At 58.4% G+C, this 20,439-nt stretch carries 21 protein-coding genes and 1 pseudogene; 13 read left to right on the forward strand and 9 right to left on the reverse strand.

Annotated features, from left to right (window positions below; translation table 11 throughout):
- Nucleotides 1-249: 249 nt before the first annotated feature.
- Complete coding sequence (locus FQ182_RS19145) at nucleotides 250-2,691, reverse strand: penicillin acylase family protein (protein WP_149413022.1); 2,442 nt, start codon at nucleotides 2,689-2,691, stop codon at nucleotides 250-252.
- 132 nt (nucleotides 2,692-2,823) lie between these two features.
- Nucleotides 2,824-3,468 carry a glutathione binding-like protein gene (locus FQ182_RS19150; RefSeq protein ID WP_149413023.1) on the reverse strand — a complete coding sequence of 215 codons (645 nt, stop codon included), beginning with the start codon at nucleotides 3,466-3,468 and terminating at the stop codon, nucleotides 2,824-2,826.
- Nucleotides 3,469-3,603: 135 nt separating this feature from the next.
- Between FQ182_RS19150 and FQ182_RS19155 the strand changes: the two genes are divergently transcribed.
- Nucleotides 3,604-4,158 (forward strand): cysteine hydrolase family protein, encoded by a 555-nt coding sequence (locus FQ182_RS19155; protein WP_149413073.1) that lies wholly within the window; start codon nucleotides 3,604-3,606, stop codon nucleotides 4,156-4,158.
- Nucleotides 4,159-4,230: 72 nt separating this feature from the next.
- Here FQ182_RS19155 and FQ182_RS19160 read toward each other — a convergent pair whose 3' ends face one another.
- Nucleotides 4,231-4,443: an SEC-C metal-binding domain-containing protein gene (locus FQ182_RS19160; protein WP_149413024.1), complete on the reverse strand. Its 213-nt coding sequence runs from the start codon at nucleotides 4,441-4,443 to the stop codon at nucleotides 4,231-4,233.
- A complete protein-coding gene (locus FQ182_RS19165) occupies nucleotides 4,440-4,931 on the reverse strand; it encodes an LEA type 2 family protein (protein WP_149413025.1) in 492 nt (163 codons plus the stop codon). Before FQ182_RS19165 ends, FQ182_RS19160 begins: the two co-directional genes overlap by 4 nt.
- A 366-nt stretch (nucleotides 4,932-5,297) precedes the next feature.
- On the opposite strand from FQ182_RS19165, the gene FQ182_RS19170 reads away from it, so the two are divergent.
- From FQ182_RS19170 to FQ182_RS19180, 3 genes and pseudogenes are all read left to right on the forward strand, one after another.
- Nucleotides 5,298-6,473, forward strand: coding sequence for a colicin E3/pyocin S6 family cytotoxin (locus FQ182_RS19170; RefSeq protein ID WP_256666186.1), 1,176 nt, complete (start codon nucleotides 5,298-5,300; stop codon nucleotides 6,471-6,473).
- 14 nt (nucleotides 6,474-6,487) lie between these two features.
- Nucleotides 6,488-6,727 carry a pyocin S6 family toxin immunity protein gene (locus FQ182_RS19175; RefSeq protein WP_149413026.1) on the forward strand — a complete coding sequence of 80 codons (240 nt, stop codon included), beginning with the start codon at nucleotides 6,488-6,490 and terminating at the stop codon, nucleotides 6,725-6,727.
- 359 nt (nucleotides 6,728-7,086) lie between these two features.
- Nucleotides 7,087-7,382 (forward strand): annotated as a pseudogene (locus FQ182_RS19180) (IS3 family transposase); the annotation flags it as partial.
- Nucleotides 7,383-7,589: 207 nt separating this feature from the next.
- On the opposite strand, the gene FQ182_RS30385 reads toward FQ182_RS19180, so the two are convergent.
- Genes FQ182_RS30385 through FQ182_RS19195 form a run of 3 tightly spaced genes read right to left on the reverse strand, consistent with a single transcriptional unit; the run spans nucleotide 7,590 to nucleotide 8,917 of the window.
- Nucleotides 7,590-8,006, reverse strand: a complete 417-nt coding sequence (locus FQ182_RS30385; protein ID WP_256666188.1) for a recombinase family protein — start codon at nucleotides 8,004-8,006, stop codon at nucleotides 7,590-7,592.
- Nucleotides 7,942-8,415, reverse strand: a complete 474-nt coding sequence (locus FQ182_RS19190; protein ID WP_149413027.1) for a YchJ family protein — start codon at nucleotides 8,413-8,415, stop codon at nucleotides 7,942-7,944. Before FQ182_RS19190 ends, FQ182_RS30385 begins: the two co-directional genes overlap by 65 nt.
- Nucleotides 8,416-8,419: 4 nt before the next feature.
- The gene (locus FQ182_RS19195) at nucleotides 8,420-8,917 is read right to left on the reverse strand and encodes a DUF6231 family protein (protein WP_149413028.1); all 498 of its coding nucleotides are present in this window, start codon (nucleotides 8,915-8,917) and stop codon (nucleotides 8,420-8,422) included.
- A 191-nt stretch (nucleotides 8,918-9,108) separates the two neighbouring features.
- Here FQ182_RS19195 and FQ182_RS19200 point away from each other — a divergent pair, with 191 nt between their 5' ends.
- The 3 genes from FQ182_RS19200 (at nucleotide 9,109) to FQ182_RS19210 (ending at nucleotide 11,013) form a co-directional block, all read left to right on the forward strand.
- On the forward strand, nucleotides 9,109-9,801 hold the full coding sequence (locus tag FQ182_RS19200) for an OmpA family protein (protein ID WP_149413029.1): 693 nt from the start codon (nucleotides 9,109-9,111) through the stop codon (nucleotides 9,799-9,801).
- A 167-nt stretch (nucleotides 9,802-9,968) separates the two neighbouring features.
- Nucleotides 9,969-10,262, forward strand: a complete 294-nt coding sequence (locus FQ182_RS19205) for a DUF1145 domain-containing protein (protein WP_149413030.1) — start codon at nucleotides 9,969-9,971, stop codon at nucleotides 10,260-10,262.
- Nucleotides 10,255-11,013, forward strand: coding sequence for a collagen-like protein (locus FQ182_RS19210; protein ID WP_149413031.1), 759 nt, complete (start codon nucleotides 10,255-10,257; stop codon nucleotides 11,011-11,013). Before FQ182_RS19205 ends, FQ182_RS19210 begins: the two co-directional genes overlap by 8 nt.
- 80 nt (nucleotides 11,014-11,093) lie before the next feature.
- Here the strand turns inward: FQ182_RS19210 and FQ182_RS19215 are convergent, their stop codons facing one another.
- Nucleotides 11,094-11,558 (reverse strand): CopD family protein, encoded by a 465-nt coding sequence (locus FQ182_RS19215; RefSeq protein ID WP_149413032.1) that lies wholly within the window; start codon nucleotides 11,556-11,558, stop codon nucleotides 11,094-11,096.
- A gap of 98 nt (nucleotides 11,559-11,656) precedes the next feature.
- On the opposite strand from FQ182_RS19215, the gene dinG reads away from it, so the two are divergent.
- The 5 genes from dinG to pdxH all read left to right on the forward strand — a co-directional run bounded on the left by dinG (nucleotide 11,657) and on the right by pdxH (nucleotide 19,518).
- Nucleotides 11,657-13,801, forward strand: a complete 2,145-nt coding sequence (gene dinG, locus FQ182_RS19220) for an ATP-dependent DNA helicase DinG (protein WP_133099374.1) — start codon at nucleotides 11,657-11,659, stop codon at nucleotides 13,799-13,801.
- Between the two features lie 98 nt (nucleotides 13,802-13,899).
- Entirely contained in the window at nucleotides 13,900-16,284 is a 2,385-nt protein-coding gene (locus tag FQ182_RS19225; RefSeq protein ID WP_149413033.1) for a beta-galactosidase, read from the forward strand.
- A gap of 102 nt (nucleotides 16,285-16,386) precedes the next feature.
- The gene (locus tag FQ182_RS19230; RefSeq protein ID WP_149413034.1) at nucleotides 16,387-17,532 is read left to right on the forward strand and encodes a serine hydrolase domain-containing protein; all 1,146 of its coding nucleotides are present in this window, start codon (nucleotides 16,387-16,389) and stop codon (nucleotides 17,530-17,532) included.
- Between the two features lie 156 nt (nucleotides 17,533-17,688).
- Entirely contained in the window at nucleotides 17,689-18,849 is a 1,161-nt protein-coding gene (locus FQ182_RS19235) for an OmpA family protein (protein WP_149413035.1), read from the forward strand.
- A 21-nt stretch (nucleotides 18,850-18,870) separates the two neighbouring features.
- Nucleotides 18,871-19,518, forward strand: a complete 648-nt coding sequence (gene pdxH, locus FQ182_RS19240) for a pyridoxamine 5'-phosphate oxidase (RefSeq protein WP_149413036.1) — start codon at nucleotides 18,871-18,873, stop codon at nucleotides 19,516-19,518.
- A 49-nt stretch (nucleotides 19,519-19,567) separates the two neighbouring features.
- Here pdxH and FQ182_RS19245 read toward each other — a convergent pair whose 3' ends face one another.
- Nucleotides 19,568-19,813 carry a hypothetical protein gene (locus FQ182_RS19245; RefSeq protein ID WP_149413037.1) on the reverse strand — a complete coding sequence of 82 codons (246 nt, stop codon included), beginning with the start codon at nucleotides 19,811-19,813 and terminating at the stop codon, nucleotides 19,568-19,570.
- 157 nt (nucleotides 19,814-19,970) lie between these two features.
- Here FQ182_RS19245 and FQ182_RS19250 point away from each other — a divergent pair, with 157 nt between their 5' ends.
- Nucleotides 19,971-20,435, forward strand: a complete 465-nt coding sequence (locus FQ182_RS19250) for a glycine zipper 2TM domain-containing protein (RefSeq protein WP_133099368.1) — start codon at nucleotides 19,971-19,973, stop codon at nucleotides 20,433-20,435.
- The last annotated feature ends 4 nt before the right edge of the window (nucleotides 20,436-20,439 follow it).

Here is a 20,439-nt window from a genome sequence, read left to right on the forward strand (position 1 = left end):
ATCCCTGGGAATCAAGATAAGCGCATGTGGCGCGTTTAGGACTGTTACTGAACGGTGTCAGACGTAACGCAAGTAGCAATTTCTGCACCATAGTTCCGAATGGTCGTTTTAAAAGGTGGGATTACAGGTGGTGCGATGCAGGAAATGCCCGATTTCGGGCATTGGGAAGTGGGCGCGCTTATTTGGTGCCGTGTCCAGCGCTGACGTTTAGTTATCGTTCCCACGGGCGTGGGAACGATAGGTTGGGGATTACTTGCCGGGCACCAGGGTCAATCTGGTTTTGCCATACACCTTGTCAAAATTCTGCGGTTGCATCGGGAAGCTCAGGTATTGCGCCTTGAGCCACGCGTCGATGCCGTTGGCATAGTTCGCGCTGGCGGGGTTGCCGGATTGGCCGATGCCGCTTTGGCCCATCATCGGTTCCATCTGGCCGAAGTCGACGATCATGCGCAGCGCCGACACCTGTGTGGTGTCGAAATTTTGCCCCCAGCTGTAGGGTGCCGCGTTCAGGGTATTGTGATCACCGCCCGCCGCCAGTGGGCCGCGAACAGTCTGGCCGTGGGTGTTTTTCCAGGTGTAGCTGTGGAGTTTGCCCCACTGCCAGGCCTTGTGATCGACGCCCAATAGGCTGTCGCCCGCAGTAATTGCGGCGGCCAGGCTGCGGGCGAGGATTGCCGGTTTGTCTTCTTTTTGCGGGGTGTGCGCATCATCCCAGAATGGGCTGTCTTCGCGGCCCAACAGGTGATCGGCCTGGGCCGAGTAGGACAGGTTGGCGTTGCTGACAAAGGCTTTCCAGGTGGCGCTGGTCTGCGGGCCCAGCTCGTCGAGGAAGATCTGCTTGGTGCTTTCCTGCAAGAACAGCTCATAAATCGCCGCGTCGGTGGACGTCGGTGCCAAGCGGCCGTCGAATGCCATCAAGCGGTCCAGGGCTTCCCGCGCCTTGGCTCGTTCGGCGGCGGGCAGGGCGTCGATGGCCTGTTTTAGCGGCTGGGCCATGCCTGGCGCCAGGAACATGGTTTTCAGTTTGGCGGCGAAGGTGGTGGTTTGGTCGTACTGCATGGCGATTACGCTGCGGCTATCGTGCTTGCCGCTACCTGCCAGTTGCGCAAGCCGTTCGCTGCGTTCCGGAGCAGCCCAGGAGTTGGACAGCTGCATGCCATAACCGTGCGGGATGGTGCGCTGGTTGGCGGTGCCGACCCAACCTTGTGGCGGGTCTTGATCGTAAGGGTGCAGCATCGCGTCGGCGTAACCGTCCCAGTCAAAACGTGCGTCCCAACCCGGCGATGGCACCAGGCCTTCGCCTTCACGGCGGTTGGGGAAGCGGCCGGTGACTTGCCAACCAATATTGCTGGCGTCGGCAAAGACCATGTTCAGGGCGATGGCGCGAATCTCGCGGCTGGCGTCCGAGGCTTTCTCTACGTTCTGCGCCCTGGATAGGTCGAAGAACGCGTCCAGGCTCTTGTCGTCCTTGAAGTCGGCAGTTTGTAAAGCCAGGCCATAACCGCTGCTCAGGGATTGGGTGCTGTTGAGCAGCGGCCCGTGGCGGGTTTCGTACACCGCTTCGCGAAGTGGCTTCTGGCCTTTGGCGAAGAAAGTTTCGTTGCGCACGATGGCTGGCAGCCATTTGCCATTGTTCTCGTAGTACAGCGCGTTACCCTGGCGTTTGACCTTTTCCAGGAACAGGTCCTGGGTATCGCCAGAAACCTGGCTCATGCTCCAGGCTACCTTGCCGTTGAAGCCGGAGAGCAAGGTCGGGATACCGGCAATCGAGACACCGGCGGCCTGGTATTTTGGTGCGCGGATTTGCACGTAGTTCCACAGCGACGGCGCCTGCAGCGGTGTCGATAGGTCATTGGCCAACAAGCTTCTGCCACTGCGGCTGCGTTGTGGGGCGATGGCCCAGTTGCTGGAGCTGGAAACCCCGAGGGTATTGAGCGTGCCCAGGTGCTCGGTGATGCTGTTCAGCGCCGCCAAGCCAGGAATCTGGCTGAGGTTGACGCCCTTGAGCTTGTCGGATTCAGCCGACGGCAGTGGTTCATCCGGGTAGCTCGGTGTCAGCCAGGCGAGCTTATCGGCACCGACTTTTTGCGCGAGCACCAGGGCCGACAATTCTTCCTGAAGGTTGGCCGATTCGCTGAAATTCAGCAGGCAAAACAGCAGCGCTGAGTCTTCCGGCTTCCAGTATTCAGGCTTGTAGCCGGTCTGGGCCAGGTCTGCCGGCAGCTTGTCACGGTAGCGGAACAGGTAGGCGTTGACCCCGCGGGCATAGACTTCAAAGAACCGCTTCAGCCGAGGCGACGAAGCGTTGTAAAGCTCGCCGGCACTTTTCTTCAGGTTGACTGCCCGCATGAAGCGGTCGACATCCAGCACATCCGGCCCGGACATTTCCGCCAGACGGCCCTGGGCCAACAGGCGCAGGGTGACCATCTGGTTGATGCGATCGCTGGCGTGTACATAGCCGAGGGTAAACAGCGCGTCATGGAAGGTGCTGCTTTCGATCAGCGGCATGCCTTGGCTGTTGCGGCGCACGGAAACGTTTTGCGCCAGGCCTTTGAGGGGCTGCACGCCGGAAACGGGGGGCAAAGTGTCCTGGGTGCTCAGTGACTGGCAACCGGCCAGGCCCAAGACACTGGCCACTGCCGCGGCAACGCCGAACCGGGGAAGAAAATGTGAGAGGGCTGGCGAGGCCATGGCAAAGCTCCTGCGGGGGGTAGCGTCAGTAAAGGCGCTACGTTAGTGAGCGCGGTGAAACGACGCAAGCGGGAGGCGGTGCTTATTTTCAAGGGATCACTCCCACATAGGGCGTGGGAGTGCTCTGGGGACTCAAGACTTCGGCGGATTGACCTTTGCCACCAGCTCATACGCCCGCACCGTCGCCGGACGCTCCTTGATGTGGTTGAACCAGCGCTCTACATGGGGGAAGTCTTCCAGCTTCTGGCTCTGCCATTTGTGGGAAACGATCCACGGGTAGATAGCCATGTCGGCGATGCTGTATTCCTCGCCCGCCACAAACTTGCGATCTGCCAGGCGGCGGTCGAGCACGCCATACAGTCGAGCGGTTTCGTCGACATAGCGTTTGATCGCGTAAGGGATTTTTTCCGGGGCGAACTGGCTGAAATGGTGGTTCTGCCCAGCCATCGGGCCCAAGCCACCCATTTGCCAGAACAGCCACTGCAGGGCTTCCTGACGACCGCGCAGGTCCTGGGGAATGAACTGGCCGGTTTTTTCTGCGAGGTACAGCAGGATGGCGCCGGATTCAAAGAGGGAAATGGGAGCGCCGCCGTCGGTCGGGTGCTGATCGACGATGGCCGGTATACGGTTGTTGGGAGCGATTTTCAGGAAGTCAGGCTTGAACTGGTCGCCCTGGCCAATGTTGATCGGATGCACCTCGTAAGGCAGACCGGCTTCTTCCAGGAACAACGACACCTTGTGACCGTTGGGGGTGGTCCAGTAATACAGGTCGATCATGAAGCTCTCCAAGAGTGGTAATGCTTGAGCGGATAGCCAACAGATGAGAGGACTGTTTTACGCCCGATGACTTGCCTGTAGGAATAGGTAATGTTCAAGTGGCGAAAATTCAATGAAACATTTGGATCTATCGATATGGAAATCCGGCGCGGCGCAGCGTTGATCCTGATTGATCAACAAAAAGGCATTCATCATCCCAAACTGGGGCGGCGCAATAATCCCGACGCAGAGGAGCGCATGCTCGCGCTACTGGCCCTGTGGCGCAGTAACGGTTGGCCGGTGATCCATGTTCAGCATTTGTCCCACTCGCCGGACTCGGTGTTCTGGCCGGAGCAGTCGGGGGTGGAGTTTCAGGACGCGTTTATTGCGCAGGCGGGCGAACAATTGATCCAGAAGCAGGTGCCGGATGCGTTTTGCGGTACGGCGCTGGAGGCAACATTGCGCGGCTCTGGAATCAGGCAAGTGGTGCTGGTGGGCGTAGCTACCCACAACTCGGTGGAAGCTACTGCTCGTAGTTCCGGCAACCTTGGGTTTGAGACTTGGGTGGTTGAAGACGCCTGCTACACCTTCGACAAGGCGGACTTTTATGGGCAAATGCACTCGGCTGAGACGGTGCATGCCATGTCCTTGGGTAACCTGCATGGCGAATACGCCACGGTTATTTCGTCGAAGCAGGTGTTGACTAACTAGCGTTGTAAACACTGACCTTGTGGCGAGGGAGTCAGCTCACTCGCCACAGAACGCGCTCTTACTACACTCGCATCAAGCGCCGTGGCACTTCTTGAATTTCTTTGCACTGCCGCACGGGCAAGGATCGTTGCGACCCACGTCCTTCAAGGTGTTGCGAACTGGCTCCTGGTGAGCGTGGCCGCAGTTCGGACCGTGGACATGGCCGTGGCCGTGGTCGTGATCATGGTGATCGTGATCATGATCGTGGTTGCAGTCAGGACCATGGACATGGGGTTGCTGAGTCATTGATGTCGCTCCGGAATAAAATCGCCGGGGATTATCTCGCCATTGCGCAGCACGTGCACGTCGTTACCGATGAATAATCCGGTTTTCAGTTCGCCTTCCAGCCGATAGGGGATGGGTTGGTCGGGGTTTTTCAGCATCTCGACCACCTGACGCACTTGCGGCCACAGGTTGGTGCGCACAGAGATCTTGAAAAACCCCCGGCTGTGAGGTGCCACGGTGAACCACTCATTGGACTCGCCTTCGGTCAGCACAATATCGTCCAGGGTGATCTTGTAGATCAGCCCGCGCACTGTCAGGTCCGAGTCGTTACGGTTGTCGACGCGAAAGTGCAGCTTGAATTTCTGTTCCAACAACTTGGCCCGGACCACTTCGACCTTGACCAGGTGCACCTGCGGCGCGGGAGCATCGTCGGCGAACCAGGACGCGCAGCCCGACAGCCCGAGGGTTAATGTCAGCAGAAGGCTGTAAGTCCGTAAGTGGTTAACCATGCGTTGTCCCTGTAGGGCGAGGGGGGTGCCTGCTGTTATAGATAGCTGGAACAGCACTTCTTCATTTATTGCTACAAAAACCTACCAATGATGCGCTTTCCGCTCGGGTTATAACTTCTAGGATTTATCTTAGTGGGTGCAGAAGCATATGCAATGTTCCCGCCTGCCGTAGCGCGGTCAATCGCCATCATTCGGAGACCCGCATTAAAGTAAAGTGGTTACTCCTCCGCCCACAATCTGTAGACCTGATAGACGACTTTTCATAATTTTTGAGAATTGTCCTACAGAAAAACCAAACACCCGTGAAGTAGCGTCCTGTCGCACTTAATCGGCGAACACGGATCGTCAATTTGCACAGGGAGTGTTATGGCGGTTAAAAATATCTTCCCGAGTACTCTGGGATGTAATGGGATAGATGGCAATAGGCGACATGCCGAGGCGACAGAGGAAGCGCAGGCAGCTTGGGACAGAACACTGGCGGCGAATGCAAGGAACGAGCGGGAAGCTGACGCACGTAGGAATTCGATCAAGAAGCCGGTGGAAGTCATTCTACCCGGATGTGTCTTCGCCAAGAGTTGCAATCTCCCTGACGGCGTAATCAATCACACCAGCCCTTCCGGTTTTGTGCCTGTTGAGAAACTGGCCGACTACGGACTGTGGGCTGTGCTTGGAACCGGGGCAGCTATTACCTCCCAAGGCACCCCACTGCAACTGGTGGGCGGGTCTGCTACCGGCAGTGCAATTGCTCAACGTCTTGGCGGGTCGCTATCACTGGGCCTGCTGAAAGGATCAGGCATTGTTGCTGCTGGCGCTGCATTGGGCACTGTTGCATTGCTGATTCCGAACACCAGCATTTCACCTGACAGCGCCTTCTACGAGAATGATCAGTACGCCACCCTTGATGCTGGCCGCACTCGTGTTCGTGTCAACGTGAAGACTTTGCCGGATGGCTCCGTTAACGCTTACAGCTTCTACACTGGTGGCAAAACTGACTGGGAAAACGTTCCGGTCATCAAGGCAGAGAAAGACGGCGAAAACTACGTTGCTGATATTGGCAACGGCATTGGCCTCACTTGGACGCCAGCGGCAAGTCCAGACAGTGTTATGGGTATTCCTGCACTTGAGGGTGCCCCACAGTTGCCACCTATCTGGGTGTATCCGCCAACCGAACAGGCCAATAAGATACTGGTCAATCCGGTTCATCCGCCAGATTACCAAGACGCAATTATCACGTTTCCTAACACCGGCATTCAGCCGATTTACATCTCACTGAGCGTATCAGGTGACCATAGTTATCACCCGGCGCCTAAAGGACTGATGGCATTTCCTGATGCTGCGAGGGATAAATCAAAAAACAGCGTTCAAGGTGGTGGTAAAAAACGTACCCGCTGGAAAGACTCTAAAGGGCGGATTTACGAGTGGGACAGCCAACACGGGGCTGTCGAAATGTATGATAAACAAGGCAAGCATTTGGGGGAGTACAACCCAGAGACAGGCGAGCAAACCAAGCCCGCAAAACCGGGAAGAACCACTCCTAAATAGATTGAGAGGTAGTTATGTACTTATGCATCACAGGATTTTTGCCTGACAGCTTTGAAGATAACTCGTTGAAGTACGAACTGGACGTGGCACCAGAGCTTGAACAAAGAGTAATGGATATTCTAGGTTGGAAGAGCCTTGACGCTGAGGCCGATGGGGAGTTACCACTAACCCGTGAACAGGTTAGCCAGATCGCCGATGTCGTCGAGGAATCTCTGCCCGACAACCTTGATATGTTTATTGGAGTTGTTGCGTAGCGACAGAGAACATCACAGCCAGCAATCAGAATACAGACGAAGCTCGCCCACACCAAAGGACTGTCATCCTGCATGGAGATAAAACTGGAGGTGTGAGCGAGCGACAGAGATTCCACCGTAATCGTTCCAGCCAGTTCCTGGCCCCCGCCAAAATTTCCGGTGCACCTCGATAACCGTTTAGTTTTCGAGCTCCAAAATAAACCTAATGGTTTTTCGGGTACTGCTTAACATCGAGCAGTAGGCTTGTCTAGAAACGCCCAAAGGGAACCACAAATAAGATGGGGCACGTGGCCCCGAATAGCTTGATTAGAAGTATCTGTGTAGCAACCAGCGTCACGCTGCCTTCGTTTCTCGCTTGATCTGACCAAGGCAGCCAGTACAGCAGTTCTGATTGGCGCAGTTTTTTGAAGGCGAACAATTTGGTTGCCAGCATGAGTCGCCGAGGCAACTGTGATGACAACGCCGTAGCCGAGAGCTTTTTCCAGCTTCTAAACGGATTAAGCGGAAAATCTACACAACACGGCAAGATGCTCGTAGCGATGTGTTCGATTACATCGAGATGTTCTACAACGTAAAACGCCGCCATGGTTTCAACAATCAGCTGTCACCGGTAGAGTTTGAAAAGCGTTACGCAATGAGCTTGCAAGGTGTCTAGAGAATCCGGGGCGATTCAAAGCTTCCCAAGGGGCTTGCCATATTCGCGGGCATCCTTCTGTTTATTACGCCACGCTGAAGACACCCGACCGCCCTTGAGTGCCGATTCTTCATGAGCACGGGACATCGAGATAATCGAGATGATTAGATCAATTTCGTTGTAGTTCTTGGTGTACAGGCGGCTGTCAGTGCTGGTGTAGACGTTGATTCACTTCGCCAGAAGATCGAGGAAACGGGGCAGGGCGTCCCTCACCTTTTCACGTGAAAGACGGTCTAGGGACTCCACTACCAAATAGCTGCCCGGTGGGATGGTCCCGTCTTCTACGAAGCTCAGGAATCTGGCCAACTCGCCAGTATCGTCGAGGTGCTTGCCCTTGCATGCCGAACGGCCTGCATCAAAGAAAAGATATTCACGAGGATCGGCTAACTCGAGGTCGTTCTCATCGCAAAACTTCTTTGCAGCTTTCACTTGCCTTGCGTAACTGTCGCCTGCTGACTGGCGTTGCTGCTGAAGCGAATGTAGCTGAAGACCTTCCCCATGGTGCCGCGTACCTAAATCTTTATGGTAGGTAATTGTAGCAACACTTCTTGAATTTTTGCCCACTGCCGCACAGGCAGTTGTCATTGCGCCCAGCCTTGACCTGTACCGTCGGGTCAATGAAGTACCAGCGCCCATCGTTTTGTACGAAGGAAGACCTTTCGCGGTGGCTGTGTTCGCCGGTGCTGTCATGCCAGCGCGCGATGAAGGTGACGAAGGCGTGCTCTGGCTGCCCGCCGAACACTTCCGAGCTTTCCACCTCCAGCCCCAACCAGGTGCTTTGGGCGCTCCAGGCGCTGATTGCTTCGCGATCCAGTCCGCTCTGTTGCGCGGGTAAAGTGGTCGCCAGTAGATAGTCCACCAGGCCCAGTACATAGGCGCTGTAGCGCGAGCGCATCAGCGCTGTGGCACAGGGTGCGGGGTGGCCGGCGTGGTAATGGCCGCAGCAGGCATCCAGCAGGTTGCCACTGCCGCAGGGGCAAATGGATGTACTCATCGGGTTACCACCAATACTTTCCGAAGTTTTGCGGGTTGGCCCAGAAGCGGGCATTGAGCCAGTCCGGCACCTGTTTATAGTCAAGCAGATCATAGGTAAACAGCGTCAGTATCTGGTCGTCGCGCTGGAAACCCTCACTGGCTTGCAGGGCCAGCGAGAAAAAGTCGGTCTCTTTCCAGTCGCAGGCGCCCAAGTCCGCGAGCACGGCGATGCGGCTGGCGTTCAAGTTGCGGATGCCGCCCAGCAGTTCCAGGCCCTCCCGTTTTGACAGGTGCTCCAGGCAGTCGACCACCAGCGCCAAGTCAAACCGCTGTGCTGCGAGTGCTGCCGGCAAAGGTCCAGGCTCGGAAAAGGATACGACGGTATTGGGGTGCGCCTCCTTGAACGCATCAAGCGCCGGAAACTGGCTGGCACCCAGCAGCAACAGGCGTTTTGGCCCATGAAGGTCAAGCAAGGCGGCCAAGGCTTGCTGGGGTGTACGGGAAGAAATACCGGCGCTCATCGAAGATCCTCAAATCAGAACCGTAGAGACTAGCCTGCCTGAGCGTGCGGGCCTAGAGCGGGCGGCGGGATTTAGTCAGGAGAAAGCATCTACGGCCAATGAATACGGGGGGATGGCATGCTGGCGCAGATTAAAGGAGCCGTCTTTACTCCACCTATCGGCCCCCGGTCGATCCCCTCAGGAGAAATCAGATGAGCATCATGCGGACAGCTCTACCTTTGGTTCTGCTAACCGGAGTATTGACAGGTTGCGCAGGCTTGCAAAAAACCGATTGGCCCACCTGCGCTGCGCTCGGCGGTGTGACCGGTGCCGCTCTCGGCGCGACCGAAAGCTCCTCATGGGCTGGCGGTGGCGCGTTGTTGATCGGCGGCATGGCCGGCGCTTATTGCTGGGTCCATGGCGACGGTGACGAAGACGGCGACGGCGTGCCGGACAGCCGCGACAAGTGCCCAGGCACCCCCAAAGGCGTGCAGGTCGACGCCGATGGTTGCCCACCTGTGCCGGTAGCGGTGGTCGAGGAAGTGGTGGTGGTCAAGGAAGAAACCATCGTGATTCGTGACGTTCACTTCCAATTCGACTCGGCCAAGCTCACGGCGGCAGACAAAACCAAACTCGACACCATCGCCACGCGCCTGAAACAGGAAGCCCCGAGCGCACAACTGCGAGTCAGCGGCCATACCGACAGCGTTGGCAAAGATGCCTACAATCAGAGACTCTCGGAAAAACGCGCCCATTCGGTGACCGATTACCTGGTCAGCTCAGGTGTGCCGCGCAGCAACTTCGTGTCGGTGACAGGTTCCGGTGAAAGTCATCCGGTGGCCGACAACAAAACGGTCGACGGCCGTGCCTTGAACCGTCGGGTGGAAATCCAGATCAACCGCTAGATAGCGTATATGCCCCTGTGAGGCCCACAGGGGCATTGCTGGCGATCCTCGTCGAACTGGCGGCCAAACCAGGCCCTTCATCAAGTTTTTTAATCCTTCACTGGCAAATCGCCCACGTAAGTCGTTACTGTGCCCCCAAAGAATAATGTGCAAGGGGAGCGTGCGGGATGAAGGTGTTTTGGGGGCTGGGGAAGTTTTTGACGTTGCTGTTTTGGGTGGTCGTGGTAGTCAACCTGTTCAAACCACTGATCAATCCGTTTCACCTGTTGGTCAATCTGGCCGGCAGCCTGTTGTTGCTGACCCATCTGCTGGAGTTGCTGTTATTCAGCGCCAACGTGAAAAATCGTGTCCATCCTTGGCGTGACCGCTTGCAGATTCTGCTGGTGGGTATGTTCCATGTGCAGAGCCTTTCAGCGCCTGCACCTGTCGATGAAGTGAACAAGGAGGCCAATCATGCGTAAGGTTTTTTTGCTGGCCCTGCTCGTTAGTCCCATCGCCCTGGCCCAGAGCGTCAGCGTCGACACCAACTCGTTGATGCGCCTGCCCAACAGCACTAGTGTTTTGCAACTGGAGCGCCTGGACGTGGCCGACTACGGCACATTGTTAATTCCGGCCACTATCTCTCAGGTCAGCATCGATGAATTGCACCTGGGCCGCGAGGCACGGATCGCCATCGTGCCCAGCGCATCTGGCCTTCAGTTGCTGGTGCGTCATGCACAACTGGAGCATGGCAGCCAGATTACCTCCCGCGGCGCGCCCGGTACTCACGAGAAGCCTGCCAAGCCAGGGCGTGACCTGAGCTTGCGTATCAATTCCCTGAATGCCGGCGAATTGTCGGTGGATGCCCGTGGCGGCGCCGGATCCCAAGGCTATGCCGGACTGGACGGCGCCAATGGCGAAGACCCCGGTTGCACCTGGGGTTCGGCTGGACGCGGTGCCAATGGTGACAACGGTGGCGACGGGCTACCGGGCGCGGCGGGTGCAGTAGTCAGGGTCGAACTGCCCCAGGATTTCCCAAGCACCAAGATCAAGGTGTGGGTTGACGGTGGCGCGGGCGGCTTGCCGGGCCTGGCTGGCAATCCTGGCAAGGGCGGGCAGTCCAAGGGTTGCCTGGTGTACCGCGCTGATGGCGGCGATAAGGGCCGGCCGGGGCTCGAAGGGCAGCCGGGTGTTCAGGGGCCTGCGGGCTCCGTAACGGTCCAGCGGTTATAGGGGAAGGGCAGCTTCAAGCCACAAGTTTCAAGCTGAAAGTACAAGGCTTGCAGCTTGAGGCTTGAAACGGGTGACTGTTGTTAAAACATCGGTCGTGCCGAAGCCACTGCCATCAGCACCAACCCGACAATCAGATTGATCCCCACCAATTTACGGATTTTTCCCAACGCAGCCGCTCCAGCCGGCCAATCCTCAGCGGCCACTGCTGTGCGCAGTTCAGGCAATTGCAGCGCCTGGATGCGGATAAACAGTGCCGTCATCACCACGTACAAGCCCATCATGACCTGCACATAGCGCGGTGCGGTCTCAAAACCGTTGAAGCGCAGTTGCAACAGGCCGACACCGCTGATCGGCAACAGCAGCACCGCCACCCAGACCCACACGAAAAAACGTTGAAACACATTCACCCACAATTTCAGCCGGGCAGGGCCATCAAGCGCGGCCATGGCGGCCGGGCGCAGGATCATCCAGGCGAAAAACATGCCGCCGACCCAGACCAGGGCGGCCAGAACATGCAGGGTGTAAGCAAGGCTAAAGACGGTCATTGAGGTACTCCGTTCTGCGCGGGATTAATTAGCGGGGTATGATAGCGGCCGATCCGAACCACTGAAAATTTATCCAGCGTTTTTGCGCCCGACTATCCATGATCAGCACTGAACTCAAAACCACGATCCAGGGCGCCTACTCGCGTTTTCTCGAAGCCAAGAGCTTGAAGCCGCGGTACGGCCAGCGCCTGATGATCGCTGAAATCGCCAAGGTCCTCGGGGATATCGACACCGACGATGAAGGCCGGCGCAGTGGCGACCCGGCGGTGGTGGCTGTCGAAGCCGGCACCGGTACCGGCAAGACCGTGGCCTATAGCCTGGCCGCGATCCCCACCGCCAAGGCCGCCGGCAAGCGCCTGGTGATTGCCACCGCTACCGTGGCCCTGCAGGAGCAGATCGTCTACAAGGACCTGCCGGACCTGATGCGCAACAGCGGCCTGAACTTCACCTTCGCCCTGGCCAAGGGCCGTGGCCGCTATATGTGCTTGTCCAAGCTCGATGTGCTGTTGCAGGAAGGCCATGCGCAAACCGCCACGGCATCCCTGTTCGAAGAAGAAGGCTTCAAGATCGAGGTGGATGAGGCCAGCCAGAAGCTGTTCACCAGCATGATCGAGAAACTGGCAGGCAACAAATGGGACGGTGACCGTGACAACTGGCCCACTGCCCTGGAAGACGCCGACTGGGCGCGCCTGACCACCGATCACAGCCAATGCACCAATCGCCATTGCCCCAACTTCGGCCAGTGCGCCTTCTACAAGGCCCGAGAAGGCATGGGCAAGGTTGACGTTATCGTTACCAACCACGACATGGTCCTTGCCGACCTGGCCCTGGGTGGCGGCGCCGTGCTGCCGGACCCGCGCGACACGCTCTACGTGTTCGACGAAGGCCATCACCTACCGGACAAGGCCATCGGCCACTTTGCCCACTACACCCGCTTGCGCTCCACCGCCGACTGGCTGGAAACCACCGCGAAGAACCTCACCAAGTTGCTGGCCCAGCACCCTCTGCCCGGTGACCTAGGCAAGTTGATCGAGCAGGTTCCGGAGCTGGCGCGGGAGATCAAGACCCAGCAACAGTTCATGTTCAGCGCCTGCGAGCAGGTGGCAGACTTCAAACCCGGCGAAGACGTCGAAGGCCGCGAGCGCCCGCGTCACCGTTTCGTCGGCGGGATGATTCCTGAGCACATGCGCGAAATGGGTATCGAATTGAAGAAGGGCTTTTCCCGCCTGACTGACCTGTTTACCCGTCTCACCGACTTGCTCAAGGAAGGCATGGACGGCGAGGTCAACATTGGCATCGCCAGCAACCAGGCCGAAGAGTGGTATCCGTTGTTCGGCAGCTTGCTGTCCCGTTCCCAGGGCAACTGGGAGTTGTGGACCGCGTTTACCGTCGAAGACCCGGAAGACAACCCGCCCATGGCACGTTGGCTGACCCTGTCGGAAAGCGGTGCGCTGTTCGATATCGAGGTCAATGCCAGCCCGATCCTCGCGGCGGAAATGCTGCGACGCAATCTGTGGAATGTTGCCTATGGGGCCTTGGTTACCTCGGCGACGCTGACGGCCCTGGGCACTTTCGACCGTTTCCGCATGCGCGCCGGCCTGCCGAAAAAGGCCGTCACGGCCGTGGTGCCGAGCCCGTTCCATCACGCCGATGCCGGTGTGTTGCGGGTGCCCGACCTCAAGGCCGACCCACGGGACGCGCCGGCCCACACGGCAGCGATCATCCGTGACCTGCCGTCGCTGGTGGAGGGTTCCCGTGGCACCCTGGTGTTGTTCTCGTCGCGTAAACAGATGCAAGACGTGTTCGATGGCCTGGACCGTGATTGGCGCAAGCAAGTGTTTATCCAGGGCAACCTGTCGAAACAGGAAACCCTGAACAAGCACAAGGCACGGGTCGATGGCGGGGATTCCAGCGTGCTGTTCGGCCTGGCCAGTTTTGCCGAGGGCGTGGATTTGCCCGGCGCGTATTGTGAGCACGTAGTGATCGCCAAGATCCCGTTCTCGGTGCCGGATGATCCCGTCGAAGCGGCGCTCGCCGAATGGATCGAAGCCCGGGGCGGCAACCCGTTCATGGAAATCTCGGTGCCGGACGCTTCCTTGAAGCTGGTCCAGGCCTGCGGCCGCTTGCTGCGGACCGAAGAAGACCGGGGCACCATCACCTTGCTCGACCGCCGCCTGGTCACCCAGCGCTACGGCAAAGCAATCCTCAATGCCTTGCCGCCGTTCAGGCGCGAAATATCTTGAACCACAGTGGGCGGAATCGCCCACTTCGTGGTCTATCTCACTGTCACTGACTCACGTCATCAGGCCATTTACCGGCCGTTTGGGAGAACCTTGTTCGTATGATTCGCTCGCTGCCCGCCATTTTTGCCTTGCTGTTCGCCGCGCCGTTACTGGCGGCACCTGCCGGACAACAAACGCTGTTCAACTTTGTCCGTCCTGCCGACGTGGTCAAAGTGGCGACCCAGGACGCCAGCCTGCCGCAATACAATGCCGAGCAAACCCCTGAAGGCGAAGTGCTGCGCCGTATTACCTTCAATCCGGCGGCCGAGCCGAGCCTGGTACTCAGCCCGCAAAGTGGTGCCTGGGACTGGTCGCAGTCCAGCGCCATGAGCTTGCGTATCCAGAGTGCGATGGACTGGGCGTTGACCCTCTACGTCAAGGTCCAGAGCAATGACGGCAAGACTCTGGTCAGCCGCATCGACTTGCTGGCTGGCCCTGCGCAAACCCTACTGATTCCCCTGCAAGCCAACTCGCCCTTGAGCCAGGGCATGAAGGCCGGGCCGCCGATGCCGATCACTGTCGACGGCCAGCGGGTGTTGTTGGCCAGCAGCAACGGTGAGATCGACCGTAGCCAGGTGGTGTCGGTCACGTTGTCGATGATCAAGCCCAATGTTGCCCAAAGTATTCTGCTGGAGCGTTTTGGCGTGCAGGACAGCGAGCCGGTGTTCAAGGCCGCCTACGGTGATTTAGTGGACACCTATGGGCAGTCCAACCGGGCCCGCTGGCCGGAGAAAGTCAGCAGCGACGAGCAACTCAAGGCCGCCGCGGCCAAGGAGCAGCAACAACTCAAAGGTTGGCTCGCTGAGCGCGACCGTTCCTCGCTGGACAAATTCGGCGGCTGGACCAAAGGCCCGGCCTTCGAGGCTAGCGGCTTTTTCCACACTGAAAAGCGCGACGGGCGCTGGTATCTGGTGACCCCGCTGGGCCATCCGTTCTATTCCCTGGGCGTCAACACCGTGACTCCGGACAACAGTCAGACCTACGTCGCCGGCCGCGAGTGGATGTTTGGTGCACTGCCCAAGTCCGGTGAGTCTTTCGACAAATACTACGGCAGCGGCGATAACCGCAGCGGCAACGGCGCTGATCAAGGGCGCAGCTTCAATGTCGGGCGCTGGTATGACTTCTATGGCGCGAACCTGCAACGCACCTACGGGCAACCTTGCGTGCCGTCCAGTGACAAGGCTGGTGTAGCTCAGGCGGCCAAGGCCGATACTGCGCAAACCGGGCCTGTTGTTGCCCCTTGCACGCCGGAAGGTTTTGATCAAAAGCGCTGGCTTAGCCACACGCTGGATCGCTTGCAAGCCTGGGGTTTCAACACGGTGGGCAATTGGAGCGATTCCGACCTGGGGACGGCTGACCGCGTGCCCTACACCTTGGCGCTGTCGATTGTCGGCGACTACGCCAGCATCAGCACCGGCACCGACTGGTGGGGCGGTATGCCCGACCCGTTCGACCCGCGCTTTGCCATGGCCACCGAACGCGCCGTGGCCATTGCCGCCCGCGACCATCGTGACGATCCGTGGTTGATCGGCTTCTTTGCCGACAACGAACTGGCCTGGGCCGGCCCCGGTAACGACGCAAAATCTCGGTATGCCCTGGCATACGGCACCCTGCGCATGACCACCGACGTGCCGGCCAAGCGTGCGTTTCTCAAGCAGTTGCGAGACAAGTACCGTAACCAGGCAGGCCTGTCGAAAGCCTGGGGCATTGACCTGCCGGCCTGGGAGCTGATGGAAGACCCCGGCTTCGTGCCGCCGATGCCCGATCCTGAACACCCGGAAATCGAAGCGGACTTCAGATACTTTCAAAAGACCTTCGCCGATGCTTACTTCAAGACCATCTCCGACGCGCTGAAATGGCACGCGCCCAACCAGTTGCTGCTGGGTGGCCGATACGCCGTCAGCACTCCGGAAGCGGTGGCCTCCTGCGCGCAGTATTGCGATGTGCTGAGCTTCAACATGTACACCCTCAAACCCCAGGACGGTTACGACTTCGCGGCCTTGCGAACACTGGACAAGCCGGTGTTGATCACCGAGTTCAACTTTGGCTCCGCAGATCGTGGCCCGCTCTGGGGCGGAGTGACGCAATTGGCAAAAGAAGAAGACCGTGGCCCGGCTTACGCCAACTTCCTCAAGCAGGCCATGGCTGAACCCTCGATTGTCGGCGTGCACTGGTTCCAGTATCTGGACCAGCCGGTCACCGGTCGCCTGCTGGACGGTGAAAACGGCCACTTCGGTTTGGTGGGGATCACTGACGTGCCGTTCCAGGGTTTTGTCGACAGCGTGCGTAAAAGCAACCTTGCGGCGATTGATCAATTGGGCAAGGACGCGGAAAAAGCCAAGGCTGCAGCCCATGTGGGTGAGGGTGGGAAACCTGGACATGAAGATAAGGCCGCCGGGCAGGGCAGCGGTCATGCCGGTGGGCATTCGGGGAACGGTCACTGATCGCTCCAGCCCATCAATCATGACGGCGACGGGTTCCCAAATTCCTTAATGGCTGGAACAATGTCCGCCACTTTATGCAGGACTTTTCCGAGGGGGATTTAGGTGCAGATTCAGGGTCATTACGAACTTCAGTTCGAAGCAGTGCGTGAAGCCTTTGCCGCGCTGTTCGACGACCCTCAGGAACGCGGCGCGGCGCTGTGCATCCAGGTTGGCGGGGAAACTGTCCTGGACCTGTGGGCCGGTACTGCCGACAAGGACGGTGCAGAGGCCTGGCACAGCGACACGATCGCCAACCTGTTTTCTTGCACCAAGACCTTCACCGCCGTCACGGCTCTGCAGCTGGTTGCCGAAGGCAAATTGCAACTGGATGCTCCCGTTGCCAACTACTGGCCACAATTTGCCGCTGCTGGCAAAGAATCCATCACCTTGCGCCAATTACTTTGCCATCAGGCCGGCTTGCCCGCGCTGCGCGAGACGCTGCCGGCCGAAGCGCTGTATGACTGGCAAATGATGACTGATGCCTTGGCCGCCGAAGCACCCTGGTGGAAGCCCGGAGAAGGCCATGGCTACGCCGCCATCACCTATGGCTGGCTGGTGGGGGAGTTGCTGCGTCGTGCTGACGGCCGTGGCCCGGGAGAGTCCATCGTGGCGAGGGTTGCACGCCCATTGGGCCTGGACTTTCACGTCGGATTGGCGGACGAAGAATTTTATCGGGTTGCCCATATTGCCCGCGGTAAAGGCAATGTTGGTGATGAAGCGGCCCAGCGTTTACTGCAAGTAACAATGCGTGAACCTACGGCCATGACGACCCGTGCATTTACCAATCCACCGTCTATTCTGACCAGCACTAACAAACCTGAATGGCGGCGCATGCAGCAGCCGGCGGCAAATGGTCACGGTAATGCCCGCAGCCTGGCGGGTTTTTATAGTGGTCTGCTGGACGGTAGTTTGTTGGAAGCCGACATGCTTGAGCAACTCACCCGCGAGCACAGTATCGGTGAAGATAAAACCTTATTGACGAAAACCCGGTTTGGCCTGGGCTGCATGTTGGATCAACCACACGTGCCTAATGCGACGTTTGGCCTTGGCCCACGTGCCTTTGGGCATCCTGGAGCCGGTGGTTCTGTGGGGTTTGCCGATCCGGAATATGATGTAGCGTTTGGTTTTGTGACCAATACACTGGGGCCTTATGTACTTATGGACCCACGGGCGCAAAAGTTGGTAAGAATATTGGCCGGTTGTCTGTAAATAGCTTGCTGTTTGGCGTTTTTTTGTTACAAAGACGCTGACATAAAACGCTAGGCCAAAAGACGCTGGGCGAAATGTTGTAACTTTATTGTTCTAGACGCGTCTGTTTAACGGGCCATTCAGGCCCCTGATTTTTTCTCATTTTGTGGATATCTCATGTTATCGAACAAGTCTTTGGCACTGGCGCTCTGCCTCACTATTACTGGCTGTGCACAAACTCCACAAAATGATGCCGAAGGCGGGCATTGGTGGTCACTGGGTTCCGACAAGGCCGCGACCAAGGACGCCGCTCCCCAGGCTGATGCCAAACCGGCTGCCAAGCCTGCCGCGACTGCCAAGGCTGATGCGCCTGTAACCCCAGCTGCGGCACCTGCGCCAGTTGCCAAGGCGGACACCGGTTCCAGCTGGTGGCCTTTCTCCTCGAAAAGCGCTGATGCCAAGGCTGCCGATGCCAAGGCTGACCTCAAAGCCGACCTCAAGGCTGCAACGCCTGCACCGACTGGTGCACCCGTCGTCGCCAAGACCGATACCGGCACCAAGTGGTGGTGGCCGTTTGAAAGCAAGCCAAAACCCCTGAGTAAGGTCGACGTAACCAACGTCCCGATGCCAGACCCGAAAATCACCCAAGCCTGGCTGGATGACTATGAGCCGCGCCTGCGCGCTGCCATCAAGGACAGCAACCTGCAACTTGAGCGTCGCGACAACGTCCTGGTGGTGATCGCCCCGGTCGACGGCTCCTACAACCCCAAGCGCCCGGCGATGTTGCTGCCGGTGACCCTGGGCCCGTTCACTCGGGTTGCCAAGGCTGTTGAAGGTGATCCAAAGACCGCCGTGCTGGTCCTGGGCCATATCGATGCCACTGGTGCCGCGCCACAGAGCCAGGCGCTGACCAAGGAACGTGCACAGTCCATCGCTTCTATTTTCAGCCTCAGCGGCTTGAGGCAAGACCGCCTGATGCTGCGTGGCATGGGCGACATGATGCCCCGTGCAGCCAACGACAGTACCCAAGGCCGTGCCCTGAACCGTCGCATGGAAATCATGTTTACCCAGCGCACCACCATGTTGGCCTTGCTCAGCAAGTACAACTCGGGTAACCCGCCGAAACCTGAACTGATCGCGGTGCAGGACGTTCCGGCACCTGCCGCTGCAGCCCCTAAAAAGGCCGTTGCCGCGAAAAAAGCTCCAGCCGCCAAGAAAGCCGCTGCCAAGCCGGCCGCCAAAAAAGCGCCAGTCAAAGCTGCTGCGAAAAAAGCAGCGCCGGCCAAGGCGGCAGCGCCAGCGAAGAAAGCTGCTTCCAGCGACCAGGCAAAAAACTGATTGAGTGAGAAGGAAAGCCGCATGACCCAAGCCTTGGCTGATATGCGCCGTGACTACACACGGGACGGTTTGACCGAGGCCCAGGCCCCGGATGAACCGTTTGCCTTGTTCCACCAGTGGTTCAGCGAGGCGGTCAAGACCGAGCAGCCACCAGTAGAAGCCAACGCCATGACCCTGGCGACGGTCGACCAGGACGGTCGGCCTCATTGCCGGGTCCTGCTGCTCAAAGGGCTGGATGCACAGGGCTTTACCTTTTTCAGCAATTATCAGAGTGCCAAGGGTGAGCAACTGGCGGCTCGTCCCTTTGCCGCCATGACATTCTTCTGGCCAACCCTGGAACGTCAGGTTCGGATTGAGGGCCGGGTGCTCAAGGTGACGCCCGAGGAGTCGGATGCTTACTACCAGGTTCGCCCGCTGGGCAGCCGCCTGGGGGCGTGGGCATCACCGCAAAGCCGAGTCATTCGTGATCGCGAAGAGTTGCAGGACTTGCTCAAGGCTACCGAGCAACGCTTCAGCGATACGCAGCCTGACTGTCCTGAACATTGGGGCGGCTATCGCCTGTTGCCGGAGCGCATCGAATTCTGGCAGGGCCGCCCGAGTCGCCTGCATGATCGCTTGAACTTCCGCTTACAGGGTGCCGACTGGACCCGTGAGCGGCTGGCACCCTGAAAGTAGCTTTCGTTACCCCATCTAAATGTTGCGCAGAAGGCCCAAGCCTCTATTCAGAGGCTTTGGATGGGTACTGCTGCGCAGCGTCTTGCAGCCATTGCGGCAAATTCTTGCGTTTGACCTTCTCGTTTCTGGCGCGGTCCAACTGTTGCAGCATGAAGGTGCGCTTGTGCGGATCATCTCCGGCCAGGGACAACGCCAGGTCTCGGTCCATCCAGCGCTTGATCCTGGCGTACAACCACCAGTGGAAGTACAGGCCGGCAACGGTGGTGGCTACAATGATGAAGTAGTCCATGAAAATCCTTGTGATGGCGAAGGTGCTACCGTTCGTCGAGGTTTGCGATACAGCCTGTCTGTACTGGGGCTGAATGAAAGCAATTTTCTGCGGGCCATGCCGTGACAGGCGTCAAGCTGCGGAGTTTAATGAATACCTGTCCTTTGGAGTTGATGCTATGCGTAAGTCTGTTTTGCTGGTTGCCTGCTTTACCACCATGTCGTTGCTGCTGGGTGGCTGCGCCTCCAGTCTGACCGGCGACTCCTACTCCCGTGACGAAGCGCGTCGTGTACAGACTGTTCGCATGGGCACCATCGAATCCCTGCGCCCAGTGAAGATCGAAGGCACCAAGACTCCAATCGGCGGTGCTGCTGGTGCAGTCATCGGCGGCGTCGGCGGCAGCGCCATCGGCGGCGGTCGTGGCAGCATTGTGACCGCAGTCATCGGCGCCGTTGCTGGCGGCCTGCTGGGTTCGGCCACCGAAGAAGGCCTGACCCGCACCCAAGGCGTTGAAATCACCGTTCGCGAAGACGACGGCAGCATGCGCGCCTATGTCCAGGCCGTTCAGGAAAATGAAATCTTCCGCATCGGCGATCGTGTGCGCATCATGACGGTTGACGGCACCAGCCGCGTTACTCGTTAAGAGT

Source organism: Pseudomonas sp. ANT_H4 (assembly GCF_008369295.1).
GTDB lineage: Bacteria > Pseudomonadota > Gammaproteobacteria > Pseudomonadales > Pseudomonadaceae > Aquipseudomonas.

What these genes read in the sequence shown, in the direction of transcription:
- FQ182_RS19145 (WP_149413022.1), bottom strand. Translation starts at nt 2,691, where the DNA reads ATGGCCTCGCCAGCCCTCTCACATTTTCTTCCCCGGTTCGGCGTTGCC.
- FQ182_RS19150 (WP_149413023.1), bottom strand. Translation starts at nt 3,468, where the DNA reads ATGATCGACCTGTATTACTGGACCACCCCCAACGGTCACAAGGTGTCG.
- FQ182_RS19155 (WP_149413073.1), top strand. Translation starts at nt 3,604, where the DNA reads ATGGAAATCCGGCGCGGCGCAGCGTTGATCCTGATTGATCAACAAAAA.
- FQ182_RS19160 (WP_149413024.1), bottom strand. Translation starts at nt 4,443, where the DNA reads ATGACTCAGCAACCCCATGTCCATGGTCCTGACTGCAACCACGATCAT.
- FQ182_RS19165 (WP_149413025.1), bottom strand. Translation starts at nt 4,931, where the DNA reads ATGGTTAACCACTTACGGACTTACAGCCTTCTGCTGACATTAACCCTC.
- FQ182_RS19170 (WP_256666186.1), top strand. Translation starts at nt 5,298, where the DNA reads ATGGCGGTTAAAAATATCTTCCCGAGTACTCTGGGATGTAATGGGATA.
- FQ182_RS19175 (WP_149413026.1), top strand. Translation starts at nt 6,488, where the DNA reads ATGTACTTATGCATCACAGGATTTTTGCCTGACAGCTTTGAAGATAAC.
- FQ182_RS30385 (WP_256666188.1), bottom strand. Translation starts at nt 8,006, where the DNA reads ATGACAACTGCCTGTGCGGCAGTGGGCAAAAATTCAAGAAGTGTTGCT.
- FQ182_RS19190 (WP_149413027.1), bottom strand. Translation starts at nt 8,415, where the DNA reads ATGAGTACATCCATTTGCCCCTGCGGCAGTGGCAACCTGCTGGATGCC.
- FQ182_RS19195 (WP_149413028.1), bottom strand. Translation starts at nt 8,917, where the DNA reads ATGAGCGCCGGTATTTCTTCCCGTACACCCCAGCAAGCCTTGGCCGCC.
- FQ182_RS19200 (WP_149413029.1), top strand. Translation starts at nt 9,109, where the DNA reads ATGAGCATCATGCGGACAGCTCTACCTTTGGTTCTGCTAACCGGAGTA.
- FQ182_RS19205 (WP_149413030.1), top strand. Translation starts at nt 9,969, where the DNA reads ATGAAGGTGTTTTGGGGGCTGGGGAAGTTTTTGACGTTGCTGTTTTGG.
- FQ182_RS19210 (WP_149413031.1), top strand. Translation starts at nt 10,255, where the DNA reads ATGCGTAAGGTTTTTTTGCTGGCCCTGCTCGTTAGTCCCATCGCCCTG.
- FQ182_RS19215 (WP_149413032.1), bottom strand. Translation starts at nt 11,558, where the DNA reads ATGACCGTCTTTAGCCTTGCTTACACCCTGCATGTTCTGGCCGCCCTG.
- dinG (WP_133099374.1), top strand. Translation starts at nt 11,657, where the DNA reads ATGATCAGCACTGAACTCAAAACCACGATCCAGGGCGCCTACTCGCGT.
- FQ182_RS19225 (WP_149413033.1), top strand. Translation starts at nt 13,900, where the DNA reads ATGATTCGCTCGCTGCCCGCCATTTTTGCCTTGCTGTTCGCCGCGCCG.
- FQ182_RS19235 (WP_149413035.1), top strand. Translation starts at nt 17,689, where the DNA reads ATGTTATCGAACAAGTCTTTGGCACTGGCGCTCTGCCTCACTATTACT.
- pdxH (WP_149413036.1), top strand. Translation starts at nt 18,871, where the DNA reads ATGACCCAAGCCTTGGCTGATATGCGCCGTGACTACACACGGGACGGT.
- FQ182_RS19245 (WP_149413037.1), bottom strand. Translation starts at nt 19,813, where the DNA reads ATGGACTACTTCATCATTGTAGCCACCACCGTTGCCGGCCTGTACTTC.
- FQ182_RS19250 (WP_133099368.1), top strand. Translation starts at nt 19,971, where the DNA reads ATGCGTAAGTCTGTTTTGCTGGTTGCCTGCTTTACCACCATGTCGTTG.